The sequence below is a fragment of the Luteibacter sp. HA06 genome (genome assembly GCF_054061215.1).
Map to the genome: position 1 here is coordinate 3868018 of NZ_JBSSDZ010000001.1, position 17800 is coordinate 3885817.

The 17800-nt window shown below is 65.7% G+C and carries 18 protein-coding genes; 13 read left to right on the forward strand and 5 right to left on the reverse strand.

The genetic code is table 11. The features are described from left to right. Window position 1: 1 nt before the first annotated feature. Window positions 2–475: a TlpA family protein disulfide reductase gene (locus ACVWWJ_RS17850; protein ID WP_456968942.1), complete on the reverse strand. Its 474-nt coding sequence runs from the start codon at window positions 473–475 to the stop codon at window positions 2–4. Beyond that, window positions 472–1746 (reverse strand): YihY family inner membrane protein, encoded by a 1275-nt coding sequence (locus ACVWWJ_RS17855; RefSeq protein WP_159897071.1) that lies wholly within the window; start codon window positions 1744–1746, stop codon window positions 472–474. The genes ACVWWJ_RS17850 and ACVWWJ_RS17855 overlap by 4 nt, the downstream gene beginning before the upstream one ends. Window positions 1747–1827: 81 nt before the next feature. Between ACVWWJ_RS17855 and wrbA the strand changes: the two genes are divergently transcribed. The 4 genes from wrbA to ACVWWJ_RS17875 are packed head-to-tail and all read left to right on the forward strand — an operon-like array spanning window position 1828 to window position 5062. Then, window positions 1828–2430: an NAD(P)H:quinone oxidoreductase gene (gene wrbA / locus ACVWWJ_RS17860; protein ID WP_159897073.1), complete on the forward strand. Its 603-nt coding sequence runs from the start codon at window positions 1828–1830 to the stop codon at window positions 2428–2430. Beyond that, entirely contained in the window at window positions 2427–2765 is a 339-nt protein-coding gene (locus ACVWWJ_RS17865; RefSeq protein ID WP_456968943.1) for a DUF2069 domain-containing protein, read from the forward strand. Before wrbA ends, ACVWWJ_RS17865 begins: the two co-directional genes overlap by 4 nt. A gap of 56 nt (window positions 2766–2821) precedes the next feature. After that, entirely contained in the window at window positions 2822–4522 is a 1701-nt protein-coding gene (locus tag ACVWWJ_RS17870; protein ID WP_456968944.1) for an acyl-CoA dehydrogenase family protein, read from the forward strand. A 54-nt stretch (window positions 4523–4576) separates the two neighbouring features. Beyond that, window positions 4577–5062 carry an asparaginase domain-containing protein gene (locus ACVWWJ_RS17875; RefSeq protein ID WP_159896325.1) on the forward strand — a complete coding sequence of 162 codons (486 nt, stop codon included), beginning with the start codon at window positions 4577–4579 and terminating at the stop codon, window positions 5060–5062. 9 nt (window positions 5063–5071) lie between these two features. On the opposite strand, the gene ACVWWJ_RS17880 is transcribed toward ACVWWJ_RS17875, so the two are convergent. Together ACVWWJ_RS17880 and ACVWWJ_RS17885 are read right to left on the reverse strand one after the other, a co-directional pair. Then, window positions 5072–6421: a S8 family serine peptidase gene (locus tag ACVWWJ_RS17880; protein ID WP_456968945.1), complete on the reverse strand. Its 1350-nt coding sequence runs from the start codon at window positions 6419–6421 to the stop codon at window positions 5072–5074. A gap of 218 nt (window positions 6422–6639) precedes the next feature. Next, the gene (locus ACVWWJ_RS17885; protein ID WP_159896329.1) at window positions 6640–8484 is read right to left on the reverse strand and encodes a M4 family metallopeptidase; all 1845 of its coding nucleotides are present in this window, start codon (window positions 8482–8484) and stop codon (window positions 6640–6642) included. Between the two features lie 205 nt (window positions 8485–8689). On the opposite strand from ACVWWJ_RS17885, the gene ACVWWJ_RS17890 reads away from it, so the two are divergent. Continuing rightward, a complete protein-coding gene (locus ACVWWJ_RS17890) occupies window positions 8690–9133 on the forward strand; it encodes a DUF4279 domain-containing protein (protein ID WP_456968946.1) in 444 nt (147 codons plus the stop codon). Here ACVWWJ_RS17890 and sufT read toward each other — a convergent pair. Then, window positions 9130–9687, reverse strand: coding sequence for a putative Fe-S cluster assembly protein SufT (gene sufT / locus ACVWWJ_RS17895; protein WP_456968947.1), 558 nt, complete (start codon window positions 9685–9687; stop codon window positions 9130–9132). The two genes, ACVWWJ_RS17890 and sufT, sit on opposite strands and share 4 nt — an antisense overlap. 192 nt (window positions 9688–9879) lie before the next feature. Here sufT and ACVWWJ_RS17900 point away from each other — a divergent pair, with 192 nt between their 5' ends. The 8 genes from ACVWWJ_RS17900 (at window position 9880) to dnaE (ending at window position 17799) form a co-directional block, all read left to right on the forward strand. Beyond that, window positions 9880–10329 (forward strand): hypothetical protein, encoded by a 450-nt coding sequence (locus tag ACVWWJ_RS17900; protein WP_456968948.1) that lies wholly within the window; start codon window positions 9880–9882, stop codon window positions 10327–10329. A 96-nt stretch (window positions 10330–10425) separates the two neighbouring features. Then, entirely contained in the window at window positions 10426–11049 is a 624-nt protein-coding gene (locus ACVWWJ_RS17905) for an RNA polymerase sigma factor (protein ID WP_456969735.1), read from the forward strand. Then, window positions 11046–11426, forward strand: a complete 381-nt coding sequence (locus ACVWWJ_RS17910; RefSeq protein ID WP_159896337.1) for a hypothetical protein — start codon at window positions 11046–11048, stop codon at window positions 11424–11426. The genes ACVWWJ_RS17905 and ACVWWJ_RS17910 overlap by 4 nt, the downstream gene beginning before the upstream one ends. Before the next feature lie 5 nt (window positions 11427–11431). Then, complete coding sequence (locus tag ACVWWJ_RS17915) at window positions 11432–12010, forward strand: DUF3106 domain-containing protein (protein WP_159896339.1); 579 nt, start codon at window positions 11432–11434, stop codon at window positions 12008–12010. Beyond that, window positions 12007–12579, forward strand: a complete 573-nt coding sequence (locus ACVWWJ_RS17920) for a nitroreductase family protein (RefSeq protein ID WP_159896341.1) — start codon at window positions 12007–12009, stop codon at window positions 12577–12579. The genes ACVWWJ_RS17915 and ACVWWJ_RS17920 overlap by 4 nt, the downstream gene beginning before the upstream one ends. After that, window positions 12576–13466, forward strand: coding sequence for a 5'-3' exonuclease (locus ACVWWJ_RS17925; RefSeq protein WP_456968950.1), 891 nt, complete (start codon window positions 12576–12578; stop codon window positions 13464–13466). The genes ACVWWJ_RS17920 and ACVWWJ_RS17925 overlap by 4 nt, the downstream gene beginning before the upstream one ends. An 83-nt stretch (window positions 13467–13549) precedes the next feature. Beyond that, on the forward strand, window positions 13550–14134 hold the full coding sequence (locus tag ACVWWJ_RS17930; RefSeq protein ID WP_159896345.1) for an NUDIX hydrolase: 585 nt from the start codon (window positions 13550–13552) through the stop codon (window positions 14132–14134). Between the two features lie 119 nt (window positions 14135–14253). Continuing rightward, a complete protein-coding gene (gene dnaE, locus ACVWWJ_RS17935) occupies window positions 14254–17799 on the forward strand; it encodes a DNA polymerase III subunit alpha (RefSeq protein ID WP_456968951.1) in 3546 nt (1181 codons plus the stop codon). Window position 17800 lies beyond the last annotated feature (1 nt).

Genomic DNA, 17800 nt, shown 5'->3' on the forward strand with positions numbered 1-17800 from the left:
CTTATTTCCCCTTGCTGATGGCCTCGCCGAGGCTCTGCCCGGTAACGGGACCGACGAACTTCTTCGCGACCGTACCGTCCGGCGCGATGAGATAGGTCGTCGGCAGACCCTTGGGCGCCTCGAAGGCCTTGGGCGGATCAGTGACATCGACCTGAGCAATCGGGTACACGACCGGGTGCTTGGCCACGAACGCGCTGATTTCCTTCGCGTCGGTATCTTCGAAGGCCAGGCCAATCGCCGCGACGTTCTTGTGGCTCTTCACGAAGGCCGAGATATCCGGCATTTCCTTGATGCAGGGCACGCACCATGTGGCCCAGTAATTCACGATCACCCACTTGCCGCGCTGCGCGGCGAGGTCGAACGACTTGCCGTCCAGCGTGGTGATTTTCAGCTCGGGCGTGGTAGCCGTAGCGGCGAGCGCCGAGCCGGTGAAGGCCAGCGCGGCAACAGTGACGGCGAGAAAGCGGCGAATCATGCGGGGGTGTCCTCGGTGGGGGCGTTGACGACAGCAGGGGGAAAGAGCTGGTCGAGCCGCGCACCCAGCGTCGCGTCCAGCGCGGCGGCAAGGTGGTCGAGCAGCACGAGCAACTCGGTGGGGAGATAGATGCCCAGCCGCTCCACCTGCTCGCGCGGATGCAGTGGCAGGCGGTAGGACGTGCAACGGTAGACGCGGAGCAGTTCGGTGCAATCCAGACTGCGGGTAAGCAGCCAGCCGCCCGCTTCGCCGCGCTGGATCATGTCGGAGCGCTGGAGGTCGTCGAAATAGCAGGTGATCGCGCTGGAGGGCAGGTACGGTGCGCGCACACGTACCGTGGCAGGATCCACGCTGTCGCCGGCGCGCTGCGCCTCGACAAAGTGCTGCAACACCACCAGCAGGCCGATGAACTCCGCCCCTTCCGGCAACGCTTCCTGCGGCAGGGTGTATTCGAACGCGGAGATTGATGCGGCGATCGACGCACCGAGGATCACGATGATCCAGGACAGGTAGATCCACAGCAGGAAGATTGGGATCGCCGCGAGGGCACCGTAGATTTCCTCGTAGGTCGGCGCGTTACGGATGAACAGCGTGAAGCCCCAGCGTGCGATCTCGAACAGGATCGCACCGAGCAGGGCGCCGATGCCCGCGTGCCGCCAGTTGACCCGGCGGTTGGGCACCATGGTGTACATGAGCACGAGGGTGACGAAGGTGATCACGAACGGCAGGAAGTTGAGCAGCCGGCTCTGCGTCGCGATCTGGTCCGCCGCCGCATGGAGCAGCGGGAAGGCGGTGATGTAAGAGGTAAGCACGAGACCGCCGACGACCAGGATGGGACCCAGCGTGAGTGCCGCCCAGTAGAGCAAAAGACGCGAGGTCCATCCGCGCGGCTTACGTACGCGCCAGATACGGTTCATGCGATCTTCGATACTGATCATCATCGACACCGCGCTGAACAGCATGACCAGGATGGAGATGCCCGTCAGCTGGCTGGCCTTGTCCGCGAAGGCCAGCATGTATTCCTGGATCTTGATGCCGGTGGCGGGCACGAAGTTCTGGAAAGCATAGTTGGCCAGGCTGCCCCGCCACTCGGCGAACACCGGGAAGGCCGAGAGGATGGCGAAGACGGCGACCGTCAGCGGCACGAGCGAGACGAGCGTGGTGTACGACAACGCGCCGGCCGTCTCGAAGCATTTGTCGTCGACGAAACGCAGCCACGTGAAGCGGGTGAAACTCAGGGCGCGGTCGCGATCGAAGCGAAGCGGCGGCATGTCTGTCCTTAATCCTGTCCCGAAACATTGGGAACGTGTGGCAGTTCTGCGAGACTAGCGCCTTCGCACAGGCGCCCATCCATGTCCCACGACGTCCTCGTACTCTACTACAGCCGTAGCGGCCACACGGCCCAGCTCGCTCGCCTCATCGCCCGCGGGATCGAGGAAGTGCCTGGCATGCGCGCGCGCCTGCGCCAGGTCCCACCGGTGGCGCCGGTGACCGAAATCGCCATGCCACCGGAGCCGGACGAAGGCGCGCCCTACGTCTCCCGCGCCGACCTGGTGGAGTGCGTGGGCATGGCCATGGGCAGCCCGACACGCTTCGGCAACATGGCCGCGCCGCTGAAGTACTTCCTGGACACCACCGGGGCCGAGTGGGCGTCGGGTGCACTGGCGGGCAAGCCCGCCGCCTTGTTCACCTCGACCAGCACGATGCACGGCGGCCAGGAGGCAACCTTGCTGACGATGGCCCTGCCGCTGCTGCATCACGGGATGCTGCTCGTCGGCATTCCCTATACCGAGCCGGCACTGACCAGCACGACCAGCGGCGGCACACCCTACGGCGCCAGCCATGTGGCCGGCGGCCGCGGCGACAACAGTATCAGCGAACACGAACGCGAACTGGCTCGCGCCCTGGGCAAGCGCCTGGCGGATGTCGCCCGACGGCTGGGTACGCCGGCGTGACCGGACCGCTGAGCACCACGCAGAAAACCGGATTGTTCGCCTGGGCCGGGCTATTGGCGCTACAACTGGTCTGGTATTCGCTGTATCCGCCCATCTCCATTCCAGCCTGGGTCGCCTTCGCGCTGACGGTTCCACCGTTGCTGCTGCCGTTGTTGTCGCTGCCCAGGGTGACCCGCGCCCTGCTCTGGGTCGGCGTCCTGGCCCTCTTCTATTTCTGCCATGGCGTTACCGAGACATGGAGCGGCGGTCCCGACCGCTGGCTGGGCGTGATCGAGCTGGTACTCACCCTGCTGCTTATCGGCACGCTGGGCGTAGGGGTACGCCGGCCGCGTTGACCCTCCAAAGTCATCGGCGCAGGCTAGCCCTGCCTACTGACGGAGAGGATGCCACGATGGGTTTTCTACAGGACGCGCCGCGACTGGCGCATCCGTTTCGTACCGATCGCGTACTGAACGCATGGCTCGGTCGCGTGTTGCCGCCGGGACGCCTGGACGCGATGCGCCCCGACCTCGACGCGCTGGGCGATTACGCGCTGATGGCCTGGGAACGGCGCGGCCGCACTCCCCGTACGGAGCCGGTGCTCACGTCGTGGGACGCATGGGGCGCGCGCGTGGATCGCATCGCCCTCACGCCCGCCTGGGAAGAGGGCCCCGGCATCACCACGCGCCACGCCGTACTCGCGGCCGGCCACGACGCATCGCCCTGGGCGCGCGTCGAGGAATTCGCCCGCGTTTACCTTTATCACGTTGCCAGCGAGTTCTATTGCTGCCCCCTGGCGATGACCGACGGTGCAGCGACGGCGATCCGCGCCTCCGGCCACACCGCGCTGATCGATCGGGCGCTGCCGCATTTTCTCAGTCGCGATGCCTCGACCTTCTGGCTCTCCGGACAGTGGATGACGGAAACGCCGGGTGGCTCGGATGTCGGCCGGACCGAAACCATCGCCCGGCAGGACACCGACGGACAATGGCGCCTCCACGGCCGCAAATGGTTCAGCTCCGCCGTAGTGGGTGAGGCCGCGCTGGCGCTGGCAAGGCCGGAGGGCGCGGGCCACGGGACATCGGCCCTGGCACTGTTCTATGTCGAAACCAAAGACGAAAGCGGTGCCTGGCGCGGCATCACCATTGACCGGCTGAAGAAGAAGCTCGGCACGCACGAGTTACCAACCGCCGAAATTCACCTCGACGGCCTGCCGGCAACACCCGTGGGACCGCTCGACCACGGCGTACGCCAGATTGCGCCGATGCTCAACGTCACCCGGACGTGGAACGCCGTTTGCGCGGTCGCCAGCATGGCCCGCGCGATTTCGCTTGCGCGCGACTACGCCACGCGGCGCAGCGCCTTCGGCGCTCGCCTGATCGACCAGCCGTTGCACGCGCGCACGCTGGCCGACATGCAGGCGGAGTTCGAAGCGGCGTTCTCACTCACCTTCTTCGTCGCCGAGTTGCTGGGCCGCACCGAGCGCGGCGAAGGCGCGGCACACGAAGCCGCCCTGCTCCGCCTGCTGACGCCGCTTGCCAAGTTGTGGACGGCAAAGGTGTCGATACGCATCGTCTCCGAGGCCCTCGAATGCTTCGGTGGCGCCGGCTACATCGAAGACACCGGACTCCCGCAGCTGTTGCGCGATGCGCAGGTGTACGCCATCTGGGAGGGTACGACCAATGTCCTCTCGCTGGACATGTTGCGCGCGATCGGTGCAGCGGGCCTCGCCCCGCTACGCCAGGCGATAGACGAACTGATCGGGGCCGATGCAGCCGAACGCGGCGTGATCGTTGGCGCCCTGGATGCCACCGAGGCGTTGCTTGGCGACGTCGTTGCCGATCGCGCCTCGCTGGAAGCCTCCGCACGCGGCGTCGCATTTACGTTGGCTCGCACGGTGGCAGCGGCTCTCCTGACCCGCTCCGCCCGATGGGCACAGGCCGAGGGTGACGCTCGTCCTGCCGCCGCGTGCCGCCGATTCATCGCCCGCGGACTCGATCGGCTATCCCTTCCGGAAAATGATGAGGACGCCCTCCTTGCGACGGACGCCTCGCCCAGGGCCCGGGGCGGAACGGCGGCCGCTGACGCGGTGGCCGTCCCGGACACGAGGTAGACCGGACACGAGGTAGAATGGCCGCCCCGCTCCACCCGGCTTCCCAGGTCAGACATGCAGCAGCTCACCATCGTTACCACCGGCGGCACGATCGACAAGGTCTACTTCGACGACAAATCGGACTACCAGATCGGTAGTCCGCAGATTGCGGATATCCTCAAGCAGCTCGGCGTCGCCTTCCAGTTCGAAGTGATCCCGATCCTGCGTAAAGACAGCCTGCATGTCACCGACGAAGACCGCGCTCTGATGCGCAGCACGATCGAGGCGCAACCGCATCGTCATGTACTGGTGACCCACGGCACCGATACGATGGTCGAGACGGCGCGCGTACTGGCGGGTATCGCCGGGAAGGTCATCGTCCTTACCGGCGCCTTGAACCCCGCGCGTTTCCAGGGCTCGGATGCCGTCTTCAACGTCGGCTGCGCCGTCGGCGCGGTGCAGACCCTGAAAGACGGCGTGTACATCGCCATGAACGGCCGCGTCTGGGACCCTGCCACCGTGCGCAAGAACCGCGACGCCAATCGCTTCGAAGCGATCTGATTCACCGGATCAGGATGGCGGCAGGTGGAAGATGCGATCTTCCACCACCGCGTCGACCGTTGCACCCGCATCGATCAGGCCGGCACCGCAACCCTTCGGGCAGGGGCCGGGTAGCGGCCTTGCGTTGTCGATGAGCTGCGCCGTGATCTCGTCCACCCCGATAAGCGGATCGACCGAGCGCATGAGAGCGACCAGGCCTGCAACCTGCGGCGCCGCCATCGATGTGCCTGCGTAGTATTTGAATATCGGACGCTGGCGACCGCGCTGCCCTGCGTCAACCGACGAAAGGATATCGTCGACGCCAGGCCCTCCCAGCGAGCAACCCGGCGCGGCCACGGTCACCCCGTCGCCATAGTTCGAGTACCAGGCCATGCTCCCGTCCCGCGCAAGGGCGGCGACCGAGATCACCCCCGGGCAATTCGCTGGCGATACGCCGGAGGCCTTGATCGAATCATTGCCCGCCGCGGCCACCACGGCAGTGCCGCGACTGCGCGCCTGGGCGATCGCGCGACCCATCGCCATCCCACACGCGCCCGGCATGCGCAGGCTGAGGTTGATGACATCGACCGGCGCCCGGCGCGGAACGCCTGCGACTTCACCGCCGGAAGCCCAGACGATGGCGTCCGCCACATCCGACAAGCGGCCACCACAGCGACCGATGACACGTACCGGCACGACCTTTGCCTCCGGCGCGACGCCGACGATGCCTGGCAGATTGCCTGCGCGCGCAACGACAATGCCGGTCACGTGCGTGCCATGCCATGACGACGGCGTGCTCCGTATCGACCCACAGTCGCCCGGGTCGGTCCAGTCGCCTTCGTCGGCGGGATTCGCATCGCGACCATCGCCATCACGCGCCACCTTCGCATCAGCGATGAAGTCGTAACCGGGCAGGAGCTGGCCATCGAGTTCGGGATGCGGCGTGACACCGGAATCCAGCACCGCTACGACGGCGCCTTCGCCTCGTGTTTCGCTCCATGCCACAGGCGCCTCGATGCCGACCCGGGGGTCGTGCATGTACCACTGACGACGCCAGAGTGGATCGATGATGTTGGCGGCCAGGGTGACCACGCGATCTTCTTCGACGGCAACGATGCCCGGCGTTTTCTCCAACACGCCGACCTCGCGCGCGGACAGTTCGAACAACTCGCCACCTCCCGCAAGACGGCGCACATGGCGCACCGACGAACCCCGCTGCGCACTGGCACGCGTCAGCCCTGCCCCGGCAACGCGCATGGAGACGGTGTCGTCGAAGTGCACGATGTAGCGCTTCGTCGGCTCATTCGCGGCTGTCGCAGGCGTGCTCGCCGCGAGACCGAGCGTTGCCATGGCAAGAGACAAACAGAGGGGCTTCGACATGACTGCGTTCCTTCGACAAGACGCTCGTGGCGCCGGTCGAACCAAGCTAGAAGACGCGCATCGTCGCCACCATTGGCTGGGGCCCGACACCCCGTGTGAGGGCCACCCGTGCATCGCCCTCACCAATGCTTACAACACTAACCTGTCCCCTCCTGACAAGCGCTCGAAAAAAGGGCCCGGCGCTTCCGCCGGGCCCTCTGTCAAACCAACAACGTGGGTTACGGCGTCCAGGTAGCCTTCAACGACACACCTGAGAAGGCCGTGTAACCACGGACTTTCACGTAGTACGTGCCGGCCTGCGTTGTCGCGAACGAGCACGACTCGGCGTTACCCGAAACGTACGGACGGCAGTTGTAGCTCGACGTGGTCGGTGCGGAACCGAACTTCACGTAGAGGTCCGCGTCACCCGAGCCACCGCTCGTGTTGATGACCAGGTTATGCGCACCCGCAGCCACCACCACCGTGTAGCTCAGCTCCTGGCTCGCGCTGCCGGCGAGGCCCGTCTTGGCCACACCGTTCTGCAGCGCCGTGGTACCACCGCCGCCACCGCCGGTCGAGCACGTCACGCCGACACCGGTGAACGCAGCAGCGACGGCAGTTGCCGAAAGCCCCAGGTCGGTCGCCGCGCTGGCGACACCGCAAGAACCGCTGTTGAAGGTGGAGCTAGCGGTCCAGTACAGGGCGTTGGCGCGCGCGAATACCTTGAACGCATTGACCGTGCCCCACCCGCTGGTCTTCGCCAACAGGCAGAACGCCTTGTTGTAGACACCGGAGGAGTAATGCACGTCGAGTCCGTTCGTGTAATTGGCTGCATTACCGATCGAACCCCCGTCCTGCGGCGGGTCGCACATGTAGCGCAACGCGGTGCCGATACCGGCACTTGCCTTGACGATGTCCGCTCCGACCAAGAAGTCGTTGGTGCCGCGGTCATAGAATTCGGCCGCTTCGCCGGCGATGTCCGAATAGGCCTCGTTCATGCCGCCCGACTGACCGCTATAGGTCAGGTTGGAGTGCTGCTCGGTGTAGCCATGGCTGATTTCGTGCGACGTCACGTCCAGCGCCACCAGCGGGTAGAACGTGCTGGCGCCGTCGCCGAAGTTCATGGAGCTGCCATCCCAGAACGCGTTCTCATAGCTGGAACCGTAGTGCACCTTCATGATCAGCACCTGGTTCAGCGGCGCGGCGCCGGTGTACGCGGTGTACATGTCGTGCACGACGCCGCCGAAGTGATGGGCGTCGTTGATCGGGCCATAGGCACCATTGACCGCATCGCCGGTGGAATTGAAGCAGGTGAAGCTCCACAGTGTTCCCGCGCCGGACGTGGCGTGGTTGAGGTTGTAGGTCTTCACGTTGGTGTTCTGCGCGGTGCAGGTGTTGCCCGACTGCGTCACACGCAGCGCCGGCTTGCCGCCGGCACCCCAGGTGTACTGCCCGGTCTTCTGGTTGCCACCCGGTCCGGTTGCATCCACTTCAGCGTAGGTCAGGCCTTCCCACTGCTCGATGATCGCGCCGGTATTCGCATCGATGATCGCGGTGGGACGGGTCGGATGATCTCCGCCGGAGAAGAACGAGGTCAGGTAAACCAGGCGCGCGGGAACGCCATCGCCCGGATAGACGTACAGATCCGCCTTGGCGTTTTCGGGCCTGGCCACTGCACCGGCGAGTGTCTTGGCCTGCTTGCCGAGAAGCGCGATGGCGCGGGCTTCGTCGATCTTCGGCGTCACGGACGCGAGATCGACCTGAAGGTCGGAGGTCACGATGCCATTGGCGACGAGAGAATTGCCCTGCGCATCCTGCTCCACGGCGATGCTGCGGCCAAAGACCGGTACACCCTTGAACGTCTGCTGCATGCGTACAGTCTGCGTGCCCTTGACGGTCGGTAGCGAGGTCTTCGCGACAAACGCGTTGTCGGCCGAGAGGCCGAGTTTTGCAGCCAGCTGGCTGGCGGGGACGGCTCCCAGGCTCTGCGCCCGCAGGGCCTGCTCGGTGGCCGCCGAAGCGACGGTGCAGGTTGCGATGCCCAGCGAAGCGACCAGGAGTTTCAAGCGAACATGACTTGCCATTACGTTCCTCCTCCAGGAAGAGGCCACACGAATCCGTTGCGGTCGTGTGAACCACATTCCGAACGATATGATTGACGCGCCGAAGCGCGATGCCCGTTGCAACCTTCGGCCCCCCGCCGAAAGTCCTTGTCAACCTAGCGCAAGTTTTCGCGGTCGACTACCTAGGGATTTCCCTAGGCCCCATGAAATTGCGAAGATGCCGATCATGACGCAGCCCACCGACATCGACCTCGACCTTCGCCAGATGACGCCTTCGGTGCGCGTCTCTTTCCGACTCACATCGGAACGGCACACCCTCGACCATCTGGTTGGCGAACTCCGCGTGCCAACGTCAAGGAGCTGGCAGCGTGGGGAGACCGAAGGGGCTTCGCTGCAGCGGCGCAGCCATGGTTGGTGCGTGGAGCTGGACGAGCAGCGCACTTACTCGCTGGACGATGCGCTCAGCCAGTTGCTCGCCGTGCTGGCACCGCATCGCGACGATATCGTCGCTACCATTCGAAGCCTCGAACTGGACGCGCACTTCGGGCTGCACGTGCAGGTGACCGGAGACCGCGTGCCGGCCTGCTACTGGTCACCCGTGAATATCAGGACCATCGCCCTCTACGAGGCGTCGCTCGAAGCCGACATCGCCGTCTCGCCCGTGGCTTAAAGCATTCCGGTTTCGAGCTTTGCCGCGTCGGACATCATCGAATGGTTCCAGGGCGGATCGAACACGAGGTCGACATCGGCCTCGGTCACCGTCGGAATCAATTCGAGTTTGGTACGAACGTCGTCGACGAGGATGTCGCCCATGCCGCAGCCGGGCGCGGTAAGGGTCATCTTCACGTACGCCTTGCGCGCGCCCTCGTCCGTGGACTCCAGGCTGACGTCGTACACCAGGCCGAGCTCGACCACGTTGATCGGGATCTCGGGATCGAAGCAGGTGCGCAGCTGCTGCCAGACGAGTTTTTCCACCTCGTCGTCCGACGCGCCATCTTCCAGTTCGATCGGGCGCGGGGGTTCCTTACCGAGTGCATCGGCGTCGCCACCGGCAATGCGGAACAGGTTGCCTTCCACGTACACGGTGAAGCTGCCACCCAGGGCCTGGGTGATGTAGCCGATCTGGCCGGCCGGAAGCGTCACCGTTTCTCCCTGCGGCACCATGACTGCCTGGCAGTCACGCTCGAGGGTGAAAGGTTCGCTGCTGAGGCTGAAACCGCTCATTGGTGTCCTGTGAAGGCCGACCTACGGCCGCAAAGTCGTCGATTATGCGCCCGCCACGAGGCTGACGGTACGCATCCTGCATGGTAAGTCGGGGCGACCGCCCACCGCCTCAAGAGCGCGACGACCGCCAGCCCGCTATCATTGCCCCCCTTTGCCCACGTCGGGATCCCATGCGCCATCCGAAGGAACACCATGCCGGCTGAGCGCATCCGCCGTCTCGCCGGCCTCCTGTTCGGTGCGTTTTGTGCCGTCGCGTTCGGTTTCGCCGCCGGTGCCGTCTGGATGGTGCCGTCGATGATGTTCGGCCGCGCCCTGCCGGCCCTGGTGCTGCCGGTGGGCTGGGTGCTCGGCATCGTCGTGCGCCGCTGGCTGCGCATCGAGGGCGGCCCGGGCGCCGCCCTGGCGGCCCTCGCGACCCTAATCGCCGCGGTGTACACGGCCTGCCTGGTCGCCGCGGCGACGATCTCCAGCATGATGGGCCTTGGCTTCGGCCAGACCATCCATGATGCCGGCGCCTCCATGCTGCTCGAGCTGGCCCGCCTGGCCCAGGGCCCGTGGGACCTCGCGCTCTACGTGTCCGGCGCCCTTCTGGCCGCCCTGGTCGCCTGGCCGATCGGACGCCGGGCCCCGGGACGCCCCTGACTTCATAAGCGGTAAATCGCCGGCCTAGGAAGATGGCCGGTGCAGACCAGTCAACCGGCGGTCGCCGACCGCGTTTACCGGAGTGATCCAGGCTATATGGAGCATGAGGATGCCAACACCGACGAAGCGAAGGGCGCCGTGAACGGCTCGCTCGCGCTCGACAGCGCATCTCTGGACGACGTCCGCGAGGTACCGGCGAACATGAACGCCTTCCTGGCGGCCATCGAGCGCCGGGCCTGGCGCATGGCCGAAATCCACCTGGGAAACCGTGAGGACGGCATGGATGCCGTGCAGGACGCGATGCTCCGTCTGGTTCGTCATTACGCGGACAAGCCGCCCGGCGAATGGACCCCTTTGTTCTGGGGCATCCTCCGCCGCCGCATCGTGGATCTCCAGCGCCGGCGCAAGGTTCGCTCGATCATCGTCGGCTGGATCGGTGGAGGCCGCGATGACGACGGCGATGAGTTACCCGCCTGGGAACCGGCGGACGACAGTCCGGACCCTTCGGCCCGGCTGCAGGATTCACAGGCGTACGGCGACATTGTCGTCGCGGTGCGCAAGCTGCCCCAGCGCCAACGCGAGGCGTTCACGCTGCGCATCATGGAAGGGCTGGATGTCGCCGAAACGGCAGCCGTCATGGGCTGCTCCGACGGCAGTGTAAAGACTCACCTTTCGCGCGCGATGCATGCGCTGCGCGATCAACTGGAGGCTTGGCGATGAGCCAGCACGATCGAGACCTCGAACGTCGCGCCCGGGAACTCTACCTGCGCGCCAGCCGCGATGTGGACCCGGCCACGGCCGGCCGCCTGCGCGCGGCCCGGCGTACGGCCCTGGCGGCGCCGCACGAATCCGCGGTGCGTCGCCTGATGCTTCCCGCCGGCGCCTTCGCCGTCGTGGCCCTGGCATCGCTGATGCTCTGGCAGCCGGGCGGCGCGCCGCCTTCGGCGCCGCCGGCCATCATGCAATCGGCCGACGCCGATGCAGCGACCGATCTTCCGCCGGATCCGGACAGCACCGACCCCGCCCTGTACCAGAACCTGCAGTTCTATAGCTGGCTGGCCTACAACGATACGCAGCCGTCCGCCGCCCACAAGTGATCGCCATGCGCCGCCATTCCCTCGTCATCGCCTGCCTGCTCGCCCTGGCTGTGCCCTTTGCCGCCGGGGCGCAGGACAGGCCGTCGCCGCCCGGCGGGTCCGACTGGCCCAACAGCGAGCATCCCCCGGTGCCACCGCGCCCGTGGAGCCAGCTGACGCCCGACGAGAAAGACATCCTTTCCCCGGTGGCTCACGACTGGGATGGCTTCACGCCGCGAAAGCAGTCGCACATGCTCGAGATGGCGCAGCGCTGGAAAGGCCTGCCGCCCGAGCGTCGCGCCCAGATCCGCGAGCGGATCGACCGTTGGCAGCACATGACACCGGAAGAACGCGCGGAAGCCCGCAAGAACCAGCAGAAATTCCAGGACCTCAGTCCTGAACAACGCGCCAAGCTGCATGACGCCTTCGAGCGCTTCCGCAACCTGCCTCCCGCGCAGAAGCAGGCCCTGATGGAGAAATGGCGCAACCAGACGCCAGAACAGCGTCGCCAGGCCATCGATACCATGGGCCCGAACGACGCGTTGCCGCCGCCTCCGGGTGACCGTGGGCCGCCGCCGGGCGGTTCCGCTAAACTGGGCGGATGACGCAGACCACACTGGACCTCCTCGACCATCGCCGTTCCGTGCCTTCGCGCCAGCTCGGCGAACCGGCGCCTGACGAAACCACTCTCAAGCGCCTGCTCGAAGCGGCGATCCGCGTGCCCGATCACGGCAAGCTGGAGCCGTTCCGCATTCGCGTGTTGCGCGGCGAGGCCAAGCGTCAGTTCGGCGCTCAACTGGCGAAATTCGCCGTAGAGGCCAATCCGGACCTCTCCGAATCCAAGCGCGAAAAAGAGCTGCGCCGTTACGACCACGCGCCGCTGGTGCTGGTCGTGTCGGCGAAGATCGACGACGAGAGCAAGGTGCCCGAGCTCGAGCAGAACCTCACCGCTGGCTGCGTGGCGTACAACGTGCTGCTCGGCGCGCAGGCCCTCGGCTACGGCGCCCAGTGGCTCACCGGCTGGGCCGCCTACGACCGCAACGTGGCAAAGCTGCTGGGCATGAAGAAAAGCGAACACGTCATCGGCTTCCTCCATATCGGCACGCCCTCGATGGACGCGCCGGAGCGCGAGCGGCCGGCTTACGACGATATCGTGAGCGTGTGGGCACCGTGAGCGGGGACTCCCTCGTCCACCTGGTGGACGGCAGCCTCTACGTGTTTCGCGCCTGGCATTCCATGCCGGACGAGTTCCACGATCAGGACGGCGAGTCGGTCAACGCGGTGCACGGCTTCACGCGATTCCTGTGCGAACTGCTCGAACGCACTCGCGCGGAACACGTGGCGGTCGCCTTCGACGCCTCGCTGACGACCTCGTTCCGCAATGCGATCTATCCGGCCTACAAGGCCAACCGCGAGCTGCCGCCTCCGCAGCTCGTGCGCCAGTTCTCGCTGTGCCGGGAGATCTCCGCGGCCCTGGGCCTCAGCGTGCTCAACGACCACCAGTACGAAGCCGACGACCTGATCGGCAGCGCGCTGTGGGGACTGCGCTCGCATGGCTTTCGCGGCGTCATCGTCTCGGCGGACAAGGATTTCGGCCAGCTGCTCGGCGAGCACGACGAACAGTGGGATTTTGCCAAGAATCTCCGCTGGGGTCCGGCTGGCGTTTTCGACAAGCTCGGCGTGCATCCCCACCAGGTGGCCGACTACCTCGCGCTGTGCGGCGATGCCGTCGACAACATTCCCGGCGTGCCCGGCATCGGCGCGAAAACGGCAGCCGCCCTGCTTGCCCACTTCGGCAGCCTTGACGCCGTGCTCGACCGGATCGACGAGGTGCCGTACCTGCGCATCCGCGGTGCGGCGGCCTGCGCGGTGCGGCTGCGCGAACATGCGGAGCAGGCCCTGCTCTGCCGCCGCCTGACGCGCATCGCCCTGGATATCGCCGTGGCGGAGACCGCCGATGCGCTGCGCCGTCGCCAGGGCGAGGCCGCCACGCTCGACGAACTGTGTGAGCGCCTGCGCTTCGGCCCGCTGACCCGGTCGCGGCTGCGCGCCCTGATCTGATCGGGGACGACTTTCCACCCAACGTCACACGGCCGCGCTACCCTTGGACGGATACTTCGTATCCATCGCCAAGGAGCCCGCCCATGCAGACCAGCCCGTTGCCCCACGCCTCGCCGATCCCTGACGACGCCAGTGCGCCGGAAGAGGTGCTGCATAAGGCCAAGTGGCTGACCCTGAAGCGGCGGGGCCGCTGGGAGTACGCCGAGCGGAACAATCCCGGTGGTGCCGTGATCATTCTCGCGGTCACGCCCGACGACAAGGTCGTCTTCGTCGAGCAGTACCGCGTATCCATCCTTGCCAACACGATCGAGATGCCCGCCGGCCTGGTGGGCGATCTTGCCGACGCTGAGGACGAGGACGTGCTGATCGCCGCGCGGCGTGAACTCGAGGAAGAAACCGGCTACGCCTGCGGCAGGATCGAGTTCATCCACGAAGGCCCTTCGTCGGCAGGCATGAGCACCGAGATGATCGCCTTCGCCCGCGCCTGGGATCTGGTCCGCGTCGGCAAGGGCGGCGGCGACGAAACCGAGAACATCATCGTGCATGAAGTGCCCCGCGCCGAAGCCGGCAAGTGGCTGTTCGACCGGGCTGCGGAAGGCTTCTCGATCGACGCCAAGCTTTTCGCCGGCCTCTGGTTCATCGACCACCCCGAAGCCCACATGCGGTAATCAGGAAATGCCAGAGCGTCGCCGATGAATCGGCTCCCACAGGGGTAGTTGGTAAAGTCAATTCTTGTTCCTGACCCCCTGCCCGGTTAGCCTTCCCTCTGCTTCACCCGGCGCCGCCCATGTCTGTTCGCTTTGCCCATCTTCACCTGCACAGCGAGTACTCGCTGGTCGATTCGACCATCCGCATCAAGCAGTTGGTCGCCGCGTGCGTGCGTACAGGCATGCCTGCCGTCGCACTGACCGATGAGAACAACCTCTTCGGTCTGGTCAAGTTCTACAAGCAGTGCACGGCGGCGGGTATCAAGCCGATTGCCGGCTGCGACATCTGGGTATCGAGCCCGGATGACCCGCGCCCCTGGCGCCTTACCCTGATGTGCCAGGACCGCGATGGTTACCTCAACCTCTCGCGCCTGGTCTCGCGCGCCTGGCGTGAGGGCCAGGGCACCGGCCGCGCCCTGGTCGATGCCACCTGGATGCACCCGGAAAGCGTGCGCGGTCTCATCGCGGTCGCCGGGCGCGAAAGCGAACTGGCTCGCGTGGCCCTCGGCGCCGGCCTGCCCGCTGCCGGCCTGCGACTCGAATCACTGCGCCGCCTGTTCCCCGATCGCCTTTATCTCGAGCTGACCCGTACGGGTCGCCAGCATGAGGAAGATTGGGTGCGTGCGGCGATGGCCCTCGCCGGCGACTACGAGTTGCCGGTGATCGCCAGCAACGACGTCCGCTTCCTGGAACGCGAAGGCTTCGAATCGCACGAGGCACGCACCTGCATCAACCAGGGCCGCGTGCTCGCCGATCCGAAGCGTCCGCACGACTACAGCGAAGAGCAGTACTTCAAGAGCGCGGAGGAAATGGAGGCTTTGTTCGCCGACATTCCCGAAGCCCTCGAGAACACGGTGGAACTGGCCAAGCGCTGCAACCTGGAACTGACCTTCGGTGAGTATTTCCTGCCGAACTTCCCGGTGCCCGAAGGCCACACGCTGGACACGTTCATTCGCGCCCAGGCACAGGCCGGTCTCGAGGAGCGCCTCGCCGTTCATCCACTTGCCGCGGGCAAGACGCGCGAGGACTACCAGGCGCGGCTGGACCGCGAAGTCGACGTCATCATCGGCATGGGCTTTCCCGGCTACTTCCTCATCGTGGCCGACTTCATCGGCTGGGGTAAGGACAACGGCATCCCGGTCGGCCCCGGTCGCGGTTCCGGTGCCGGCTCGCTCGTGGCCTGGGTGCTCAAGATCACCGACCTGGATCCGCTCCAGTTCGAGCTGCTGTTTGAGCGCTTCCTCAATCCCGAACGCGTGTCGATGCCCGACTTCGACATCGACTTCTGCATGGATCGCCGCGACGAAGTGATCGACTACGTGGCGCGCAAGTACGGTCGCGACCACGTCAGCCAGATCATCACCTACGGGTCCATGGCGGCGAAGGCCGTGCTGCGCGACTCCGGTCGCGTGCTCGGCATGGGCTACGGCCAGGTGGATCGCCTCGCCAAGCTCATACCCAACCGCCCCCTCGACCTCACGCTGGGCGACGCACTGGGTCGCACGGAAAAGTCGAAGAAAGAGCCGGACCGCATCGTCAAGGAATTCTGCGATGTGTATGAGCAGGAGGAAGAGCCGCGCCAGCTGATCGACCTCGCGCTCAGCCTCGAAGGCCTCACGCGTAACGCCGGCAAGCACGCGGGCGGCGTCGTCATCGCGCCCACGCCACTGACCGACTTCGCGCCGCTGTACTGCGAAGCGAGCGGCGAAGGTGTCGTCACCCAGTACGACAAGGATGACGTCGAAGCGGTCGGCCTGGTGAAGTTCGACTTCCTCGGCCTGCGTACGCTCACGATCATCGACTGGGCGGTCAAGGCGATCAACAAGCGCCGCGCGAAGGAAGGCACCGAAGCACTGGTGATCGAAGCGTTGCCGCTGGACGATCCCAAGGTCTACGACCTGCTGAAAAAAGCGCAGACCGTCGCCGTTTTCCAGCTCGAGTCACGCGGCATGCAGGGCATGCTCAAGGACGCCCAGGCCGACCGTTTCGAAGACATCATCGCGCTGGTGGCCTTGTACCGTCCCGGCCCGATGGACCTGATCCCCAGCTTCTGCGCGCGTAAGCACGGTCGCGAAGCCGTGGAGTATCCGGATCCGCGCGTCGAACCCATTCTGAAAGAGACCTACGGCATCATGGTCTATCAGGAGCAGGTGATGCAGATGGCGCAGATCGTCGGCGGTTACACGCTCGGCGGCGCCGACCTGCTTCGTCGCGCGATGGGTAAGAAGAAAGCCGAGGAGATGGTCAAGCATCGCGCCACCTTCCGCGAAGGCGCGGCGAAGGACGGCATCGATTCGATCAAGGCCGACGCGATCTTCGACCTGATGGAGAAGTTCGCGGGCTACGGCTTCAACAAGTCCCATGCCGCTGCGTATGCGCTGGTGTCCTACCAGACCGCGTGGCTGAAAGCGCACTATCCCGCGGAGTTCATGGCCGCGACGATCTCGTCGGACATGGACAACACCGAGAAGGCCGTCACCTTCCTCGAAGAAACCCGCAATATCGGCATCAAGGTGCTGCCGCCGGACGTCAACGCATCGGACTGGATGTTCGAAGCGGTTGAACCGAAGGTCGTGCGCTACGGTCTTGGCGCGATCAAGGGCGTTGGCCAGGGCATCTGCGAAGAAATCGTGGCCGAGCGCAAGTCCAACGGACCGTACCGTGGCCTGGTGGATTTCTGCCAGCGCGTCGGCTCGAACAAGCTCAACAAGCGCACGATGGAAGCGCTGGTGCAATCGGGTGCGCTCGACGCGCTCGGCGAGAACCGCGCCACCCTCATCATGCATCTGCCCGAAGCGATGCGCGCAGCCGACCAGGAAGCGAAGAATCGCGCCTCCGGCCAGGTCGACATCTTCGGCAACGCCTTCGGCGCGGCGGAAGCGCCGAGCATCATCGAACTCTCCGGCGCCGTGCCCGAGTGGCCGCTCGAACAGTTGCTGCAGGGCGAACACGACACCCTGGGTCATTACCTGTCCGGTCATCCCACCGATCCGTGGAAAGGCGAGCTCGCGCAGTTGTCGAGCTGCCCAATCGGCGAGATTCCGCAGCGCTACCAGCCGCCCAAGCCACGTCGCAACGACGACGATGAGAACGCCAGCCGTTTCCGTCGCGGACCGGAAACGCCGTGGACGGTGGCGGGGATGGTGGTGGGCATGCGCAAGCGTGGCGACAGCGATGCGTTCGTGCAGATCGAAGATGCTACCGGCTTGCTGGAGACCAGCTTTTTCCGCGAGGTGTTCACGGACGCGGCACCGTTGCTTACGCGCGGCACGCTCATCGTGGTCGAAGGCGGCTTGCGCATCGACGATTTTGCCGGCGGCTACCAGCTTCGCGCACGCAAGGCGTACGCCCTGTCGGAAGCCATGGAGCATTTCGGCCGCCTGCTGACACTACGACTGAACGGCATCGGCCCGGATTTCCCGCAGCATCTTCGCCAGGCGCTGATGGGGTACCGCGGCGGACGTACGCCGTTGATGCTCTCCGGTTACCGCAATGACACCGGACAGGCCAGCTTCGAACTGGGCGAGGCATGGCGCGTTCGCGCCATGCCTGACCTCTTGCGTACGCTTCGCGCCTTGCCCGGCGTGCTGGGCACCGACCTCCGCCTGGTTCGTCCGGCGGACTGAG

Bases quoted from the DNA above. Each gene is read 5' to 3' on its own strand.
- ACVWWJ_RS17850 (WP_456968942.1), bottom strand. From the start codon at position 475: ATGATTCGCCGCTTTCTCGCCGTCACTGTTGCCGCGCTGGCCTTCACC.
- ACVWWJ_RS17855 (WP_159897071.1), bottom strand. From the start codon at position 1,746: ATGCCGCCGCTTCGCTTCGATCGCGACCGCGCCCTGAGTTTCACCCGC.
- wrbA (WP_159897073.1), top strand. From the start codon at position 1,828: ATGTCCCACGACGTCCTCGTACTCTACTACAGCCGTAGCGGCCACACG.
- ACVWWJ_RS17870 (WP_456968944.1), top strand. From the start codon at position 2,822: ATGGGTTTTCTACAGGACGCGCCGCGACTGGCGCATCCGTTTCGTACC.
- ACVWWJ_RS17875 (WP_159896325.1), top strand. From the start codon at position 4,577: ATGCAGCAGCTCACCATCGTTACCACCGGCGGCACGATCGACAAGGTC.
- ACVWWJ_RS17880 (WP_456968945.1), bottom strand. From the start codon at position 6,421: ATGTCGAAGCCCCTCTGTTTGTCTCTTGCCATGGCAACGCTCGGTCTC.
- ACVWWJ_RS17885 (WP_159896329.1), bottom strand. From the start codon at position 8,484: ATGGCAAGTCATGTTCGCTTGAAACTCCTGGTCGCTTCGCTGGGCATC.
- ACVWWJ_RS17890 (WP_456968946.1), top strand. From the start codon at position 8,690: ATGACGCAGCCCACCGACATCGACCTCGACCTTCGCCAGATGACGCCT.
- sufT (WP_456968947.1), bottom strand. From the start codon at position 9,687: ATGAGCGGTTTCAGCCTCAGCAGCGAACCTTTCACCCTCGAGCGTGAC.
- ACVWWJ_RS17900 (WP_456968948.1), top strand. From the start codon at position 9,880: ATGCCGGCTGAGCGCATCCGCCGTCTCGCCGGCCTCCTGTTCGGTGCG.
- ACVWWJ_RS17905 (WP_456969735.1), top strand. From the start codon at position 10,426: ATGGAGCATGAGGATGCCAACACCGACGAAGCGAAGGGCGCCGTGAAC.
- ACVWWJ_RS17910 (WP_159896337.1), top strand. From the start codon at position 11,046: ATGAGCCAGCACGATCGAGACCTCGAACGTCGCGCCCGGGAACTCTAC.
- ACVWWJ_RS17915 (WP_159896339.1), top strand. From the start codon at position 11,432: ATGCGCCGCCATTCCCTCGTCATCGCCTGCCTGCTCGCCCTGGCTGTG.
- ACVWWJ_RS17920 (WP_159896341.1), top strand. From the start codon at position 12,007: ATGACGCAGACCACACTGGACCTCCTCGACCATCGCCGTTCCGTGCCT.
- ACVWWJ_RS17930 (WP_159896345.1), top strand. From the start codon at position 13,550: ATGCAGACCAGCCCGTTGCCCCACGCCTCGCCGATCCCTGACGACGCC.
- dnaE (WP_456968951.1), top strand. From the start codon at position 14,254: ATGTCTGTTCGCTTTGCCCATCTTCACCTGCACAGCGAGTACTCGCTG.